Genomic DNA, 15,839 nt, shown 5'->3' on the forward strand with positions numbered 1-15,839 from the left:
GCCGTTTTCCACGTCAGGGCTGCTGATGCGCTCGGTTTACGACCCTGGCGCAGAAAACGGTGGAACCCCGCGTCGCGCGAACGCTTCGCGCACTCGACGCACGATGAATCGTCGGCCGTGTTCGGCCACGACGTGCACGTTGATCCAGCCCTGCGCCGCGATCAACTCGTTGCGGCCGATGTCTTGGACCCACTGTCGCCGGTCGGTGTGGTGTTGTCGGCCGTCGTACTCCAGTCCGATCCTGGGTTCCTCCCAACCCATATCGAGATAGGCGGTGTTGAAGCCGTCGCTCACCGCTATCTGGGTGACCGGCCGCGGAAAGCCCTCGTCGACGAGTAGCAGGCGCAGCGCGGTTTCCCTCGGTGACTGGGCTCCGGCGTCCATCAGGGCCAATGCCGTTCGAGCTTGCCGAATTCCACGCAATCCCGGATAACGAGCCGCCAGCCCGAGGACTTGCGCAGCGCTTACGCGCGTCGCTCGCGCCAGGGCGTCCAGATGTTGCACCGCCTCGTCGCGAGGCAGAAAACGCGCGAGGTCCAGGGCGGTGCGAGCAGGGGCGGTGACCCGCAGATCACCCATGGCGCAGATCTCGTCCGGAGCAAGGCGTTCCTCACGCACGATGATTCCTGGTCGAGGCCGCCGGTGCTCGGTGATCAGTTCGATGGGCGCTTTTGCGTCCACCCAGTGCGCGCCATGCAGCGCGGCGGCGGCGCGACCCGCGATCACCGCGCGGCGATCACTCCACAACCAGGCGGCGACGGTGTTCGTATACAGATCCGGCGGTGCGCCCTTGCGAACATAGACCCGGGGGTGGGCCACCGTGTACCTCCAGCGCAGCTGACTGCGGGTGAGTCGACCGGAGGCCAGCGCTTCTGGCCCCAGCACAGCATCGTCCATCGCCGGATGGTCGCGCGGGCCGACGACGGCACGCCGCGTCGCCCACGGTCATGCCGGCGATCTGTGGATGAACCGGCAACTGTGGATGGCGCCGCACTAACCGCCGTGCAGATAGCCGCCGAACATGCTCAGCAGACTCATGCTGCGCCACCAGATCAACACCGCGAACAGTGCCAGCAGCCCCACGGCCAGCGAGGTTTGGATCAGATTCCGTTGGGCGCGTGGGGCATACACCAATCCGGCCGACACCACGCCGCCGGTCAGCAGGCCGCCCAGGTGGCCCTGCCAGCTGATCGCACCCGAGCCCATCAGGGGGCCGACGAAGGTGAACGCCAGGTTCAGCACGATCAGCCCGACCACCCATTTGACGTCGAGCCGCAGTTTGCGGGCCACCACGAACGTGGCGCCGAACAATCCGAACACCGCGCCCGACGCGCCGGCGGTGGCCGTGTTCAGCGGCGCGATCAGGAATACCAGCACCGAACCGCCCAGCGCGGACAGCCCGTACAGCGTCCCGTAACGGGCGCGGCCGAGCAGCCGCTCCAGCGGCGGGCCGATGACGTACAGCGCCCACATGTTGAACAGGATGTGCGCGAGGCCGTAGTGCAGGAAGGCCGACGTGATCAGGCGGTAGTACTCGCCGCTGGCGACGGCCGGGGGCCACAGCGTCAGGCGGCTCTCGATATCGGGGGCGGCCACCTGCAGGACGAACATCAGCACGTTGATCGCGATCAGCGTGTACGTGACGTACGGGGTGTCCCCGGCCGGCCGGCCGCCGAAACGCCCCTCGACCTGCCGCACGGTGGCCGCGCCGGCGTTGACGCATTCCACGCATTGGTGCCCGACGGCCGCGTCCCGCATGCAGTCCGGGCAGATGTAGCGGCCGCAGCGGGTGCACCGGATATAGGACGGCCGATTGGGGTGCCGGTAGCAGACCGGTGCCTGCTGCGGTGGGACGGTCATGCCTACATGATGGCCGATGCGTCCCGTCGCCTGGTGAGCGCGTAGAGCACCGCGGTCGCGATCACCGCCTCGGTCAGCGACACCGTGGTGGCCAAGCCCATCAACGCCGGCATCGGCTCGGCCGGCCCCACCACCGGTGCGCCGTGGTGGTGGGCGGGCATGGACCAGTGCACGGCGATCATCGCCAGGTTCATCACCGCCACCACCAGCCAGGTCCGCGGCCCGCATCCACGCCACAGTTCATAGGCACAGAACAGGCACGCGCCCGCCATCGCCACGATGAGCAGTGCCGGCAGCGGGCCGGCGGCGTGGCCGATCATCGTCGCGTGCAGGGCCGCCGAGCCGGCGGCGGCCGCCGCACACAGCCGTCGTCCACAGACGGCTGAGGCGGCGGACCAACCGGACATCTGTCAACTCTCGCAGCAATGCGCCTTCGGCGCAGCGGGAACGTTCAGCGCGGGGTTGCGATCGAAGAACGACACCGGCTTGAGCTTGAACCCGGCGTAGTCGACCGGCATCACCGGCCAATCCTCCGGGCGCGGGAAGTGCGTCAGCCCGAAGGTGTGCCACACGACGATGTCTTCGCCGTCGATGTCGCGGTCCTGCGCGACATAGGCGGGTAGGCCGGCGTTCCCAGGATTTTGGTTGACGAACCGACCCGCCGGATAACGTTCCGCGGGATCGTATTTCGTCACCCACAGGTGCTTGGTGGCGAACGCCGCCCGTTGGGCGATGGAACTGGTCGGGTGCGCCAGTAGCGCCGGCTGCCCTTCGGGGTGCAGCGCGTAGCCGACGGTCTGGCCGAGCCGGTTGTGCTTGTCCGGGTTGGTGATGTGCCAGACCCGGGCCTTGAGGTTGTCGGCGGTGCGCATCGCCTCCGACTCTCGGGTCAGCCGGGTGCGCTGCGGGCGGAAGGCGTTGCCCCACGGGTTTTCCGGTCCCATCGGCACGGCGACGGCGTCGACCTCTTCGACGACGTTGGACGGGCCGTCGACCTCCATGTCCAGCCGGGCCGAGAACAGGTGTTGGTGAAACGGTGCGCCGAGGCCGGGTGCCATCTCGGTGGAGAACCCGTCCGGCCCGCGGTGCGCCGAGGCGAAGACGATGCCGGTGGCCTTGGCCTCCAGCTGGATGGTGCCGTCGAGGTACAGGTACCAGTAGAAGCCGTAGTCGTAGTTGCCGATGGTCAGGAAGAACGAGATGACCAGTCGGCGGGACCGGCGCACCTCGGCCATGCCGTTGAACATGTCGGTGTGCTTCCACAGCACGCCGAAGTCCTCCTCGTGCAGGCAGATCGCGTTCTTCATCAGCTTGGGGTTGCCGTCTTCGTCGGCGATGGTGACGTCGAAGTACTTGATCTCGCCCAGGCAGTCGCAGCCCAGTTCAAGGGAATTGGTGTACCGGCCGAACAGGTACTCGCCCTGGTCGAAGTAGTTCTGCCAGTATCGCACCGGGGACGGGTCGGCGTAGGGAACCACCATCTCGGCGATGGACGCGCGGTAGACCACCGGCCGGCCGGCGATGGACAACTGGTGCAGGGTCAGACCCTCGCGGACGTCGAACCCGAACCGGAATTTCCAGTCGGCCCAGCTGATCTGGTTGCCCTCGACGGTGAAGCTGGCTCCGTCGGGCTGGCTGATCTCGATGGGCTTCAGGTCGGTGCGCGGCGCCACCGCATGCGGCTCGGCGTCCCACTGGCCGCGTTCGGTGGGCAGCGGCAGTTCGATCTCGTCGATCACCTTGGTGACGCGGCGCTCGGTCAGGTCGACGTAGGCGACGACGCCGTCGATGGGATGCGCCCAGGGCAGGTCGGCGGCGTCGTACTGATAGAAGGCCAGCACCCGGACGATGCGCCGGCCCACCTCGTCCTCGTGCCCGAAGACACCGGCCGACAGCGGAACTGCCCGCACATCGGTGGGGTTGAGGCCGCGCTTGTCCATGGCCGTCAGCCAGTCCGGGCAGTCCAGCAGGAAGGCCTCGATGTCCTCGAACTCCTGGTCCAGGATCGGGACGTGCCCGTCGACGCCGGCGTCGACGTGCTCCACCGAGAGGATCTTGTCCTGGGTCACCGAGACGACGAGGTCGTTGCCCTGGCCGGTGGCGCGGTCCAGTAGCAGCACGCGGGCCTGCCGGTCGATGGGGGCGCCGGGAGTGTAGGCCTGCACGATCTTCTTGTGCGGCTCCTCCAGGGCGACGAACACGAAGCGCACGCTCTCACCCAGCAGTCCGTGTTCGTCGACGATGCGGCGCACCGCGCGGATCTCGTCGGCGCGCAGCGGGGTGAGCGGGTGATCCGGGACGGCGGTCTTCTGGGCGGGTTCGATGGTGGCGGTCATCGTGCGATCTCCTTTGCGATATCGGGGTTTTCGTCTTGGTGGCCGGCGTGCGGGCGCAGCACCGCGACCGCGGCGCCGCCGAGGAAGGCTCCGGCGAGCAGCACCCCGATGACACCGGCGAGGGTGGCCGACCCGCCCACCAGCAACGGCAGGTTGACGGCGGTCATCACCGAGAGCACGGCCAGGCCGATGAAGCCCAGCCCGGGGGCGATGACGGTGTGCCACAACCGGGTGTCGAACCTGGTGCGGCGGAAGTAGACGACGACGGCGGCCGACGTCACGGTCATCAGCACCACGATGCCGACCGAGGCGGCGCCGACGAACCAGGTGAACACCTGGGTGACGGGGTCGAGCCCGGCCGCGACCGAGACGACCACCAGCACCAGCGCCGAGACCGTCTGCAGCACCGACGCGATGTGCGGGGACGCGTGCCGGGCATGCGAGCGGCCGCAGCGCTGCGGCAGGGCTCGGGTGTTGCCGAGCGAGAAGATGTAGCGGGCGAGCACGTTGTGGAAGGACAGTAGTGCCGCGAAAAGGCTTGTGATGAGGAAGATCTGGACCAGGTCACCGGCCACCGAACCGAGGTAGCGGTTGGCGGTGTCGGTGAGCATGGTGGCCGGCGTGTCGGTGGCGGCGGTGACCGCGCCGGCGTCACCCCAGGCGCTGACCAGGGCCCAGCTGGACAACGCGTAGAAGCCGCCGATGAGCAGCAGCGCGATATAGGTGGCGCGCGGGATGGTGCGGGCCGGGTCGCGGGCCTCGTCCCGGAACACCGCCGTAGCCTCGAAGCCGATGTAGCCGGCCAGCGCGAAGATCAGGGCGATACCCGGTGCGCCGGTGAAGAAGTTCGCCGGGTGCAACACCGCCGTCGAGAGCCCGTCGGCGCCGCCGCGGCCGATCACGGCGACGTTGATGACCAGCACGATGCCGACCTCGCACAGCAGCAGGACACCGAGGACCTTGCCGGACAGTTCGATGTGCCGGTAGCCCAGCGTGCCGACGGCGGCCATCATGGCCAGCGCGTACAGGTACCAGGGCACCACGGGGCCGCCGTGACTGGTGACCAGTTCGTTGAGTGCGGCGCCGACGTAGCCGTACACGCCGCCCTGCACCGCGGTGTAGGACAGCAGCGCCAGGAACGCCGCACCCAAGCCGACGTGCCGGCCGAAGCCGTGCGCGATATAGGTGTAGAACGCCCCGGCCCCACGGATGTGCCGGGCCATGGCGGTGAAGCCGACGGCGAACAGCAGCAGCACCGCCGTGCACACCAGATAGGACGCCGGGAAGGCTGCGCCGTTGCCGGCGGCGATGCCGATGGGAAAGGTGCCCGCGACCACGGTCAGCGGGGCGGCCGCCGCGACGACCATGAAGACGATGGCGGTGGGGCCGAGTTTGCCGGCCAGGCGGTGAGCCTGGCCGCCGGCCGCGCGGCCGGAGTCCAGGACTGCGTCGGTTGTCATGGCTCTACCTTCGGTGGAATTGGCGGTGAATTGGTTGCCGTGCGGTAAGGCTTCGGTTCTTTCAAATGAGAATGGCGCGCGGTGCGCATTCCCATTCGGGGCGGAGAATGTCAGAGCGCGATATTGACGGCTTTGGTCTGGGTGTATTCGGCGATGGCGCCCTCGCCCAATTCGCGGCCCCAGCCGGATTCCTTGTAACCGCCGAACGGCAGGGCGGTGTCGAACGCGTTGTGGCAGTTGACCCACACCGTGCCGGCCTTGATCTCGGCGGCCACCCGGTGCGCGGTGGACACGTCGCGGGTCCACACGCTGGCGGCCAGCCCGTACGGGGTGTCATTCGCCGCGGCTTTGACCCCGCGGTCGCGGTTGAACGGGATGGCGACGGCGACCGGGCCGAAGATCTCCTCGCGGTACACGGAGAAGTCGTCGCGCACATCCACCAGCAGCGTCGGCTGCACGTAGAAGCCGGTGTCGCCGTGCCGGCCGCCGCCGGCCAGCGCGCGGGCGCCCTGCTCGATGCCTTGGTTCAGGTAGCCGGTGACCCTGGTGAGCTGCTCCCGGGAGACCAGCGGGCCGATGTCGTTGGCGGGGTCCAGGCCCGGACCGATGCGCAGCCCGGCGGCGTGCTCGGCCACCCCGGCGGTGAATTCGTCGAAGATGGTGTCCTCGACGAGCAGCCGGGTGCCCGCGGTGCAGGTCTGGCCGTGGTTGAACAGGAAGCCGCCGGCCACGCCGGGGATGGCGGCGGTCAGGTCGGCGTCGGCGAACACCACCTGCGGGCTCTTGCCGCCGAGTTCCAGCGACACCTTCTTGAGGTTCCCGGACGCGGCGGTGACGATCTTCTTGCCGACCTCGGTGGATCCGGTGAAGGCGACCTTGTCGACACCGGGATGCGCGGACAGCGCGGCGCCGATGTCCCCGAAGCCGGTGAGCAGGTTGAAGACGCCGTCGGGGACGCCGGCCTCGGCGATCACCTCGGCCAGCAGCAGCGCGGTCAGCGGGGTCTGCTCGGCGGGTTTGAGGATGACGGTGTTGCCGCAGGCCAGCGCGGGGGCGACCTTGAACGCGGCCATCACCAGCGGGAAGTTCCACGGGATGATCTGCGCGCACACGCCGACCGGCTCGCGCAGCGTGAAGGCGTGGAACCTGGCGCCGGGGGCCCACGGCACCGAGACCGGGACGGTGCGGCCCTCGATCTTGGTGGCCCAGCCGGCGTAGTAGTAGAAGATCTCCGCGGCCCAGGTGACGTCGACGGCCTTGGCGACGGCTACGGATTTGCCGTTGTCGATGCTCTCCAGCTCGGCGAACTGGTCGGCACGGGCGCTGATGCCGTCGGCGATGCGCCAGATCATCTTCTGCCGCTCGGCGGGCGTCATCGCCGGCCACGGCCCGTTCTCGAAGGCGCGGCGGGCGGCGCCGACGGCGCGTCCGACGTCCTCGAGGCCGGCGTGCGGGACGGTGGTGATGACCCGCTCGGTGGCGGGGTCGACGGTGTCGAACCGCCGGCCGGAGATGGCGTCGACCCAGCGACCGTCGACGTACATCTGCCGCGGCGCGGCGGTGAAGGCGACGGTGCGGGGGTCCAGTTGGGGGCTGAGCACGGTGGTCATGCCGGTCATGATTACCCGCGGATGTGGTCTGCGTCACCATAAATTCCTAATGGGTTTTCGTCGTTATTCCATTCTCATTTGACTTTGTGCAGCCATTCTCATTTGGGTGTTCCCGAATTGCAGTTGACGGGTGCGCGGTCCGGTTGCGTGGATCACCGGCCCACTGCGATTCTCATTTGGAGTTTTCGAAGATTTACCCGACAACGCTGTGGCCGGGTGGGTGATCGGATACGTTGCCGGGATGAGCGGCAGACGGGCGATCAGGAAGCGCTCGCCGGTCTCGGGATTGCGGCGGGCGCAGTTGTCGTTCGCCCAGGTGCTGGGGCAGTCGGTGTCGGCGGTGGCGCCGTCGGCGGTGATGGTCACGCTGCCCGCCCTCGTCATCCCGGCGGCCGGGCGTGCGGCGGTGCCGGTCTTCGTCGTCGCCGCCCTGTTGATGGCCGCTGTCGGCTACTGCGTCACCCAGTTCACCACCCGGATGGTCGCCGTCAGCGGGCTGTACAGCTACACCGTGAAGGGACTGGGCCCGACCGCCGGGATCGCGGCCGGGTGGTCGGTGGTCATCGGCTACGCGGCCGCGGCGATGGCCAGCACCCTGGGCGCGGCAAGCTATCTCACCGCGCTGCTGGGCCACGTGGGCGTGCCCGACGGCCGGGTCACCATCGCCGTGCTGGCAGTCCTGGTCGGCGTTCTGGCGTGGGCGTTGATGGTGCGCGGCATCCGGCTGTCGGCCCGCATCTCACTGTCCGTCGAGGTGTTCGCGATCGCGGTGGCCGCCGCCGTGCTGGTGATCGCCTTCACCGGCTCGGTCACCGGCCACGATCCACCGAAAGTGGCTGAGCCGGAGAGCCGTTCCGCGTTGGGGTTCGCCCTGCTGCTGGCCATCACCTCGTATGTCGGATTCGAGAGTGCGGGCACGGTGGCCCGCGAGGCCCAGCGACCGTTCGTCACGGTGACCCGCGCCATCCGGTGGTCGCCACTGGTCCTCGGGGTGCTGTATACCTTCGCCGCGGCCATGCAAACGGCCGGAACCATCCGCGCCGGAACCGGTTCGGTGCCGATCGTGCTGACCCTGCCGAACAACGCGGTGCTGTCGATCGTGATGGAACTCGGCATCACCGCATCGTGGTTCGCGTGCGTCATCGGCTCCACCACCGCGCTGTCGCGCACGCTGTTCGCGATGGGCCGCGAAGGGGTGGTGGCCGCGAGTGTCGGTCGCGCCCACCCGGTCTACCGCACACCGCATGTCGCGCTCACCCTGGCGATGCCGGTCATCGTCGCGGCTCCGGTCTGTTACCTGTTCGCCACCGGATCCAGCCGCGAGGTGCTCATCGGTCTGCTCGCGGTGTCCGCGCACGGTTATATCGGGGCGTACCTGCTGGTGTGCCTGGCCGCCCCGGCATTCCTGCGCCGCATCGGGGAACTGACCCGCGCCCCGCTGGTGATCGGGCTGTCCGCCGCGGCGATGATGGTCACGATCATCGGCTGGGCGGCGCTGACCGTCGCTTCGCCGGTGTGGATTGCGACCGCTGTATACGCCGGCCTGTTGGCGGCGGGGTTCGCGGCATTCGGGTGGCGTCGGCGCAGCGTGCCCGACCTGGCCGAGCGCGTCGGCGTGTTCGACGAGACGGTCGCCGGTGACGTGTTCGCCGACTACAACCCGTGGGAGGTGCGCCGGTGAGCCCCTCCGACGGTGCGCTGTCCGGCCGCCAGCCCAAGGCGGTGCAGAGTGCACTGCAGGTGCTGGAGGCGGTCGCGCTGGCCGGCGCCGGGGTGACCGCCAAGGAGATCGCCGACCGCCTCGGCATGCCGTCGGCCACCACCTACCGGCTGCTGAATCTGCTTGTCGCCGACGGCTATATCGTCCGGCTGCCGGACCTGTCCGGCTTCTCGCTCGGGCCGCGGATAGGGGTGCTGATCGATGCGGCGGTGTCGCCGGCGGTGTGTACGGCGGCCCGCGAGGTGCTCGCCGAGGTGCGGTTGTCGGTGCGGTTCGGCGTGCACCTGTTCTATTTCACCAACACCTCGGTGCGGTTGGCCGACTCCGATGCCGAGTATCCGCCGCCGGCCGACGAATCGGTGCTCAACCATCACCTTCACGCGTGCGCCGTCGGCAAGCTGCTGCTGGCCGAGAAGCGGGATATCGACACCCTGCTGCAGTCGCCGCTGCGTGGCCTGACCGGCCGCACCATCACGTCCAGATCGCTTCTGTTACAACAGCTCGACGAGGTTCGGGAACATGGGGTGGCCACCCAGATCGGGGAGCTGCGCGAGGATTCGGCGTGCGTGGCGGTGCCGGTGCGGTCCCCGGCCGGCGCGCTGGTGGCCGCGGTGGCGATGTCCGCGCGTGCCGACCACGCGTCGTTGTTGGCCAAGCAGGTGCCCGTGCTGCGCGAGTGCGCCACCCGGCTGCGCCCGCTGCTGGCCTAGTGGCGTCAGCGCTCCAGGTCGGCGATCTCCAGGCGCTTGATCGGCCCGACCACCACCAGGTAGCACAGCAGGGCGGCCAGCGCACTGAACCCGACGTAGAGCAGCGCGAGCTCGAACGAACCCTGCGTCTTGACCAGGTAACCGATCACGATCGGGGTGGTGATCGCGGCCAGGCTGCCGAAGGTGTTGAACACACCACCGGACAGCCCGGCGATCTCCTTGGGCGCGGTGTCGGCCACCACCGCCCAGCCCAGCGCGCCGAGGCCCTTCCCGAAGAACGACACGGCCATGAGCAGGACGACGAGCCAGGACGCGTCGACGTAGTTGCAGCCGATGATGACGGTGGCCAGCAGCAGGCCGACCACGATGGGCAGCTTGCGTGCCTTGGTCTGCGACCAGCCGTGCCGCATCAGGCCGTCGGACAGCACACCGCCGAGGATGCCGCCGACGAAGCCGCAGATCGCCGGCAGCGACGCGATGAAACCCGCCTTCAGGATGGACATGTGCCGTTCCTGCACCAGGTACACCGGGAACCAGGTCAAGAAGAACCAGGTGATGGTGTTGATGAAGTACTGGCCGAAGTAGACGCCCAGCATCATCCGGTTCTTGAGCAGCGCCTTCACGTAGTGAAGTTGCTTGGCGCCCTTGGCTTCTGTTGGTGCCGCGTTGCCGGCGTCCATGTCGACCAGGGCTCCGCCGTCCCGGATGTAGTCGAGCTCGGCCTGGCTAAGGCGCGGGTGGTTGCGCGGCGCGTAGATGACGACCAGCCACAACAGACCGAACACCACACCGATGCCACCGACGATGGTGAAGACGTGCTCCCAGCCCGCGGCCACCACCAGCCACCCCATCAGCGGCGAGAAGGCGGCCGTCGCGAAATACTGCGCCGAGTTGAAGATGGCCGCCGCCGTGCCCCGTTCCTTGGTGGGGAACCAGGCCGCGACGATGCGGGAATTGCCGGGGAACGACGGCCCTTCGGCGAGACCGACCAGCAGCCGCAGGATGAACAGCAGGCCGACGGCGGTGCCCATCGAGAAGTTCCCGACGAAACCCTGACAGACGGTGAAGATGGACCAGGACAGGATCGCGCCGCAGTAGACCTTCTTGGATCCGTAGCGGTCCAGCAGCCAGCCTGCGGGAATCTGGGCCACCAGATACGACCAGCCGAATGCGGAGAAGATGTAGCCCAGCGTCACCGCGTCGATGCCCAGTGCGTCCTGGATGGCGTCGCCGGCCATCGAGATGGTGGAGCGGTCGGCGTAGTTGATGACGGTGACCGCGAACAGCATCGCCAGGATGACGTAGCGCACGCGGCCGGCCTTGGCCGCGGGCGCGCGGTATGGGCTGTCGGCCGGCGCGGTGGTGGCGGGATTCATGGCAACTCCTTGCGACCGGTGGCTCAGGTCACAACGGTGACCCCGGCCGACTCTAAGCACCCGGATACATGCCCGTCCAAGCCCGATTCGGTATGCAGTGATGCAGCTTCGGCATCAACTGTGGCGATGCGCCGTCTGCATCAATAATTCCACAATCGGTGTTGGACTGAATCGAAACGGAGTCCTTACCGTGGATGTCATGACCACCACCGCCCCCATCAGCAGTGCCCTCAGCGCGCCCGACGCGGCGATCAAAGCCCTGGCAGCGGGCGCGGCCACCCAGGACCGCATCGACCGGGTGCGGCTGTCGTCGGTCACCCTGCCGCTGAAGACACCGATCAGCGACGCCAAGGTGCTGACCGGCCGGCAGAAGCCGATGACCGAGGTGGCGTTCCTGTTCGCCGAGATCCACACCGCCGACGGTCACTCCGGCATCGGATTCAGCTATTCGAAGCGTGCCGGCGGCCCCGCGCAGTTCGCCCACGCGCAAGAGGTCGCGCCCGTCCTGATCGGCGAAGACCCCAACGATATCGCCAAGATCTGGACCAAGCTGGTGTGGGCCGGCGCCTCCGTCGGCCGCAGCGGCGTGGCCACCCAGGCCATCGCGGCCGTCGATATCGCGCTGTGGGACCTCAAGGCCAAGCGCGCCAACCTGCCCATCGCCAAGCTGATCGGCAGCCACCGCGATTCGGTGCCCACCTACAACACCTCGGGCGGTTTCCTGCACACCCCGATCGAGCAGGTGCTGGAGAATGCGTCGGCGGCGCTGGCGGCCGGCATCGGCGGCATCAAAATCAAGGTGGGGCAGCCGGATTGGCGTACCGACATCGCCCGGCTGGAGAAGGTGCGCGAGCACCTGGGCGACGACGTGCCGCTGATGGTCGACGCCAACCAGCAGTGGGACCGGCCCACCGCGATGCGGATGGGCCGGATCCTGGAGAAGTTCAACCTGGTCTGGATCGAAGAGCCGTTGGACGCCTACGACGCGGAGGGCCATGCCCATCTGGCCCGCGCGCTGGACACCTCGATCGCGACCGGCGAGATGCTGGCCAGCGTGGGTGAGCATCAGCGGCTCATCGATGCCGACTCGGTCGACATCATCCAGCCCGACGCCCCGCGCATCGGCGGCATCACCCAGTTCCTCAAGCTGTGCACGCTGGCCGAGCAGAAGTTCCTGCAACTGGCACCGCATTTCGCGATGGAGATTCACCTGCACCTGGCCGCCACCTACCCGCACGGCGTGTGGGTGGAGCATTTCGACTGGCTGGACCCGCTGTTCAACGAGCAGTTGGAGATCCGCGACGGCCGCATGCACCTGTCCGACCGCCCCGGCCTGGGCTTCACCCTCAGCGAGCAGGCGCGCGCCTGGACGGTCGGCACCGCCGACTTCACGTGATTTCGGCGCGCGTACCCGCGGTGAGCGCGGGTCAGCGCGCCGAAGTCACAGCCCGAGGATCCGCACGGTCTCCTCGCGCATCTGCACCTTGCGGATCTTGCCGGTGACGGTCATCGGGAATTCGTCGACCAGGTGCACGTAGCGCGGAATCTTGTAATGCGCCAGCCTGCCGTCGGCGAATTCCCGAACGGCGTTGACGTCCAACGGTTTCGCGCCGGATTTCATCTTGATCCAAGCGCAGATCTCCTCGCCGTACTTGGCGTCGGGGACACCGATCACCTGGGCGTCCTCGATGTCGGGATGGGTGTACAGGAATTCCTCGATCTCGCGCGGGTAGACGTTCTCACCGCCGCGGATCACCATGTCCTTGATCCGGCCGACGACGGTGCAGTAGCCGTCCTCCCGCATGACGGCGAGGTCGCCGGTGTGCATCCACCCGTCGAGATCGATGGCCTCGGCACTCTTTTCCGGGTCATCCCAGTATCCGAGCATCACCGAATAGCCCCGGGTGCAGAACTCCCCCTGCTGGCCGCGTTCGACGATGTCCCCGGTCTCCGGGTCGACGATCTTCACCTCGACGTGCGGGTGCGCACGGCCGATGGTGGCGGTACGCCGGTCCAGGTCGTCGTCGTGCAGGGTTTGACACGACACCGGCGACGTCTCGGTCATCCCGTAGCAGATGGCCACCTCGGCCATGTTCATCTCGTTGATGCAGCGTTTCATCACCTCGATGGGGCAGACCGAGCCGGCCATGATGCCGGTCCGGAGCGTGGACACGTCGGTCTGCGGGAACGCCGGGTGGTTCTGCATGGCGATGAACATGGTCGGCACCCCGTAGACGCCGGTGCAGCGTTCCCGTTCAATGGCTTTCAGCGTGAGGCCGGCGTCGAAGCCGGGTGCGGGGATCACCATGGTGACCGCGTGGGTGGTGCAGCCGAGGTTGCCCATCACCATGCCGAAGCAGTGGTAGAACGGCACCGGGATGCACAGCCGGTCGCCCGGGCGCAGGTTGATGCCCTCGGTGACGAAGAATCCATTGTTCAGGATGTTGCGATGCGACAGGGTCGCCCCTTTGGGAAAACCCGTTGTGCCCGAGGTGTACTGGATGTTGATCGGGTCGGTGTTGGACAGGGTTTGTTGCCGTGCCGCGAGTTCTTCCGGCGCCACGGCACCGGCACGCAACGCGTCCCAGTCGGCGGTGCCCAGGAAGATGACGTCGGTCAGCGCGGGCGCCTCGGGCCGGACCTCCTGCACCATGGCGACGTAGTCGGAAGTTTTGAAGTCGGTGGCCGAGATCAGCATCCGCACCCCGGACTGGTTGAGCACATAGCCGAGTTCGTGGGTGCGGTAGGCCGGGTTGATGTTGACCAGGATGGCGCCGATCTTGGCGCTGGCGTACTGCACGATGGTCCACTCGGACCGGTTCGGTGACCAGATGCCCACCCGGTCGCCCTTGGCGATGCCGCGGCCGAGTAAACCCCGGGCCACCAGGTCGATCTCGTCGTTGAGTTCGCGGTAGGTCCAGCGGGTGCCCTGGGCGCAGTCGACGAGCGCTTCGACGTCCGGATATTCGGCGGCGGTGCGCTCGAAGTTGGCGCCGATGGTCTCTTCGAGGATGGGCGTATCGGTGGGGCCGGCGTCATAACTGTGCATCAGAGCAGATCCTCGTAGCGGTATTCGGTCTCGATCGGCTGGCCCGACTCTTCGCGCCGGCGCAATTCGACGCGCCGGATCTTGCCCGAGATGGTCTTGGGCAGATCGAAGAACTCGACCCGGCGCACCTTGAGGTACGGGGCCAGATGGTCGCGGGCGTGTTCCATGATGGCGCGGGCGGTCTCGGCGTCGGCGGCCCAGCCTTCGGCCAGTGCCACATAGGCTTTCGGGATCGCCAACCGGGTCTCGTGCGGCTGCGGGACGACGGCGGCCTCCACGACGGCGGGGTGTTCGATGAGCACGCTTTCCAACTCGAACGGCGACACCTTGTAGTCGCTGGACTTGAACACATCGTCGGTGCGGCCGATATAGGTGATGTATCCGTCCGCGTCACGGCTGGCCACATCCCCGGTGTGGTAGTAACCGCCGTGCATCACCGTCGCATTGCGTTGCGGGTCACCGAGATAGCCCGTCATGAGGTTCAGCGGCCGTTGGCTGAGATCGAGGCAGATCTCGCCCTCGTCGGCGAGCTCACCGGTCAGCGGGTCGACGAGCACCACCGGCACGCCGGGCATCGGCCGGCCCATCGAGCCCGCCTTCACCGGCTGGCCCGGCGTATTGCCGACCTGCAGGGTGGTCTCCGTCTGCCCGAACCCGTCGCGGATGGTCAACCCCCAGGCGCGGTGCACGGTTTCGATGACCTCGGGGTTCAGCGGTTCACCCGCACCCAGGATCTCGCGCAGCCCTTCGGGTTTGGCGCCGAGGTCGGCCTGGATGAGCATCCGCCATACCGTGGGTGGTGCGCAGAAAGTGTTGACGCCGGCCCGGTGCAACTGGTTCAGCAGGGCAGCCGCATCGAACCGGCTGTAGTTGTAGACGAAGATGGTGGCCTCGGCGATCCAGGGCGCGAAGAAACAGCTCCAGGCATGCTTGGCCCAGCCGGGTGAGCTGATCGCCAGGTGGACGTCGCCGGGCCGCGATCCGATCCACGCCATCGTCGACATGTGCCCGACCGGGTACGAAATCTGGGAGTGCTCGACCAGTTTCGGCTTGCTGGTGGTGCCCGAGGTGAAGTAGACCAGCAGCGGGTCGTCCACCGCGGTGACGGTCTGGTGCTTTTCGGGCGTCGTGGCGTAGGCGTCCTGGTAGCGGTGCCAGTTCTCGGCGTCCCCGACGGCGATGCGGACATAGTCGCCGGGCACCTGCTCGAACTTGGGTGTGTCGGCGGCGTTGGCGATGACGAACCGGGCGGCCCCGCGGCCGATCCGGTCGGCCAGATCCTCCGGGCCCAGCGCACCGGTGGTCGGCATGATGACCGCGCCGAGCTTGGCGACGGCAAGCATCGCCTCCCACAGTTCGACCTGGTTGCCGAGCATCAGGATGACGCGGTCCCCCTTGCCCACGCCCAGGCCGCGCAGCCAGGTCGCCACCCGGTCGGAGGCCGCCGCCATCTCGGCGAAGCTGACCTTGCGCTCGGTGCCGTCCTGCTCGACGATCCACAGCGCGGTGCGGTCATTGCCCGCCGAAATGACGTCGAACCAGTCGATGGCCCAGTTGAACGACCCCGTGATCTGGGGCCACTCGAACGTCGCGACGGCCTTGTCGTAGTCGGCGATGACGTCGACCAGGTGGTCGCGCGCCTCGCGGTACAGGTCGGTGTTGGTCGTCATGCAGATAGGATCTACGTCACACTTGTCCGTCCGCTACCCCCGAAAGAG

The 15,839-nt window shown here is 67.9% G+C and carries 12 protein-coding genes; 3 read left to right on the forward strand and 9 right to left on the reverse strand.

What is annotated here, in order from left to right; translation table 11 throughout:
* Window positions 1-36: 36 nt before the first annotated feature.
* The 6 genes from BN977_RS09560 to BN977_RS09585 all read right to left on the reverse strand — a co-directional run bounded on the left by BN977_RS09560 (window position 37) and on the right by BN977_RS09585 (window position 7,266).
* The gene (locus tag BN977_RS09560) at window positions 37-897 is read right to left on the reverse strand and encodes a type IV toxin-antitoxin system AbiEi family antitoxin (protein ID WP_036397343.1); all 861 of its coding nucleotides are present in this window, start codon (window positions 895-897) and stop codon (window positions 37-39) included.
* Between the two features lie 96 nt (window positions 898-993).
* A complete protein-coding gene (locus tag BN977_RS09565) occupies window positions 994-1,860 on the reverse strand; it encodes a rhomboid family intramembrane serine protease (protein WP_036397345.1) in 867 nt (288 codons plus the stop codon).
* A 2-nt stretch (window positions 1,861-1,862) separates the two neighbouring features.
* Entirely contained in the window at window positions 1,863-2,267 is a 405-nt protein-coding gene (locus BN977_RS09570; protein WP_036397347.1) for a hypothetical protein, read from the reverse strand.
* Window positions 2,268-2,270: 3 nt separating this feature from the next.
* The gene (locus BN977_RS09575; protein ID WP_036397349.1) at window positions 2,271-4,196 is read right to left on the reverse strand and encodes a primary-amine oxidase; all 1,926 of its coding nucleotides are present in this window, start codon (window positions 4,194-4,196) and stop codon (window positions 2,271-2,273) included.
* Window positions 4,193-5,656: an APC family permease gene (locus BN977_RS09580; protein ID WP_036397350.1), complete on the reverse strand. Its 1,464-nt coding sequence runs from the start codon at window positions 5,654-5,656 to the stop codon at window positions 4,193-4,195. Before BN977_RS09580 ends, BN977_RS09575 begins: the two co-directional genes overlap by 4 nt.
* Before the next feature lie 110 nt (window positions 5,657-5,766).
* Window positions 5,767-7,266 carry an aldehyde dehydrogenase family protein gene (locus tag BN977_RS09585; protein WP_036398795.1) on the reverse strand — a complete coding sequence of 500 codons (1,500 nt, stop codon included), beginning with the start codon at window positions 7,264-7,266 and terminating at the stop codon, window positions 5,767-5,769.
* A gap of 241 nt (window positions 7,267-7,507) precedes the next feature.
* Between BN977_RS09585 and BN977_RS09590 the strand changes: the two genes are divergently transcribed.
* Together BN977_RS09590 and BN977_RS09595 are read left to right on the forward strand one after the other, a co-directional pair.
* Window positions 7,508-8,947 carry an APC family permease gene (locus tag BN977_RS09590; protein ID WP_024452002.1) on the forward strand — a complete coding sequence of 480 codons (1,440 nt, stop codon included), beginning with the start codon at window positions 7,508-7,510 and terminating at the stop codon, window positions 8,945-8,947.
* Window positions 8,944-9,696 carry an IclR family transcriptional regulator gene (locus tag BN977_RS09595; RefSeq protein WP_036398797.1) on the forward strand — a complete coding sequence of 251 codons (753 nt, stop codon included), beginning with the start codon at window positions 8,944-8,946 and terminating at the stop codon, window positions 9,694-9,696. Before BN977_RS09590 ends, BN977_RS09595 begins: the two co-directional genes overlap by 4 nt.
* 5 nt (window positions 9,697-9,701) lie before the next feature.
* On the opposite strand, the gene BN977_RS09600 is transcribed toward BN977_RS09595, so the two are convergent.
* Window positions 9,702-11,072 carry an MFS transporter gene (locus BN977_RS09600; RefSeq protein WP_051561221.1) on the reverse strand — a complete coding sequence of 457 codons (1,371 nt, stop codon included), beginning with the start codon at window positions 11,070-11,072 and terminating at the stop codon, window positions 9,702-9,704.
* A 199-nt stretch (window positions 11,073-11,271) separates the two neighbouring features.
* Between BN977_RS09600 and BN977_RS09605 the strand changes: the two genes are divergently transcribed.
* A complete protein-coding gene (locus BN977_RS09605; RefSeq protein WP_036397352.1) occupies window positions 11,272-12,468 on the forward strand; it encodes an L-talarate/galactarate dehydratase in 1,197 nt (398 codons plus the stop codon).
* Window positions 12,469-12,513: 45 nt separating this feature from the next.
* Here the strand turns inward: BN977_RS09605 and BN977_RS09610 are convergent, their stop codons facing one another.
* The gene (locus tag BN977_RS09610; RefSeq protein ID WP_036397354.1) at window positions 12,514-14,121 is read right to left on the reverse strand and encodes an AMP-binding protein; all 1,608 of its coding nucleotides are present in this window, start codon (window positions 14,119-14,121) and stop codon (window positions 12,514-12,516) included.
* The gene (locus tag BN977_RS09615) at window positions 14,121-15,791 is read right to left on the reverse strand and encodes an AMP-binding protein (RefSeq protein WP_036397355.1); all 1,671 of its coding nucleotides are present in this window, start codon (window positions 15,789-15,791) and stop codon (window positions 14,121-14,123) included. Before BN977_RS09615 ends, BN977_RS09610 begins: the two co-directional genes overlap by 1 nt.
* Between the last annotated feature and the right edge of the window lie 48 nt (window positions 15,792-15,839).

The sequence above is a fragment of the Mycolicibacterium cosmeticum genome (assembly GCF_000613185.1).
GTDB lineage: Bacteria > Actinomycetota > Actinomycetes > Mycobacteriales > Mycobacteriaceae > Mycobacterium > Mycobacterium cosmeticum.

Bases quoted from the DNA above. Each gene is read 5' to 3' on its own strand.
- BN977_RS09560 (WP_036397343.1), bottom strand. From the start codon at position 897: ATGGACGATGCTGTGCTGGGGCCAGAAGCGCTGGCCTCCGGTCGACTC.
- BN977_RS09565 (WP_036397345.1), bottom strand. From the start codon at position 1,860: ATGACCGTCCCACCGCAGCAGGCACCGGTCTGCTACCGGCACCCCAAT.
- BN977_RS09570 (WP_036397347.1), bottom strand. From the start codon at position 2,267: ATGTCCGGTTGGTCCGCCGCCTCAGCCGTCTGTGGACGACGGCTGTGT.
- BN977_RS09575 (WP_036397349.1), bottom strand. From the start codon at position 4,196: ATGACCGCCACCATCGAACCCGCCCAGAAGACCGCCGTCCCGGATCAC.
- BN977_RS09580 (WP_036397350.1), bottom strand. From the start codon at position 5,656: ATGACAACCGACGCAGTCCTGGACTCCGGCCGCGCGGCCGGCGGCCAG.
- BN977_RS09585 (WP_036398795.1), bottom strand. From the start codon at position 7,266: ATGACCACCGTGCTCAGCCCCCAACTGGACCCCCGCACCGTCGCCTTC.
- BN977_RS09590 (WP_024452002.1), top strand. From the start codon at position 7,508: ATGAGCGGCAGACGGGCGATCAGGAAGCGCTCGCCGGTCTCGGGATTG.
- BN977_RS09600 (WP_051561221.1), bottom strand. From the start codon at position 11,072: ATGAATCCCGCCACCACCGCGCCGGCCGACAGCCCATACCGCGCGCCC.
- BN977_RS09605 (WP_036397352.1), top strand. From the start codon at position 11,272: ATGACCACCACCGCCCCCATCAGCAGTGCCCTCAGCGCGCCCGACGCG.
- BN977_RS09610 (WP_036397354.1), bottom strand. From the start codon at position 14,121: ATGCACAGTTATGACGCCGGCCCCACCGATACGCCCATCCTCGAAGAG.
- BN977_RS09615 (WP_036397355.1), bottom strand. From the start codon at position 15,791: ATGACGACCAACACCGACCTGTACCGCGAGGCGCGCGACCACCTGGTC.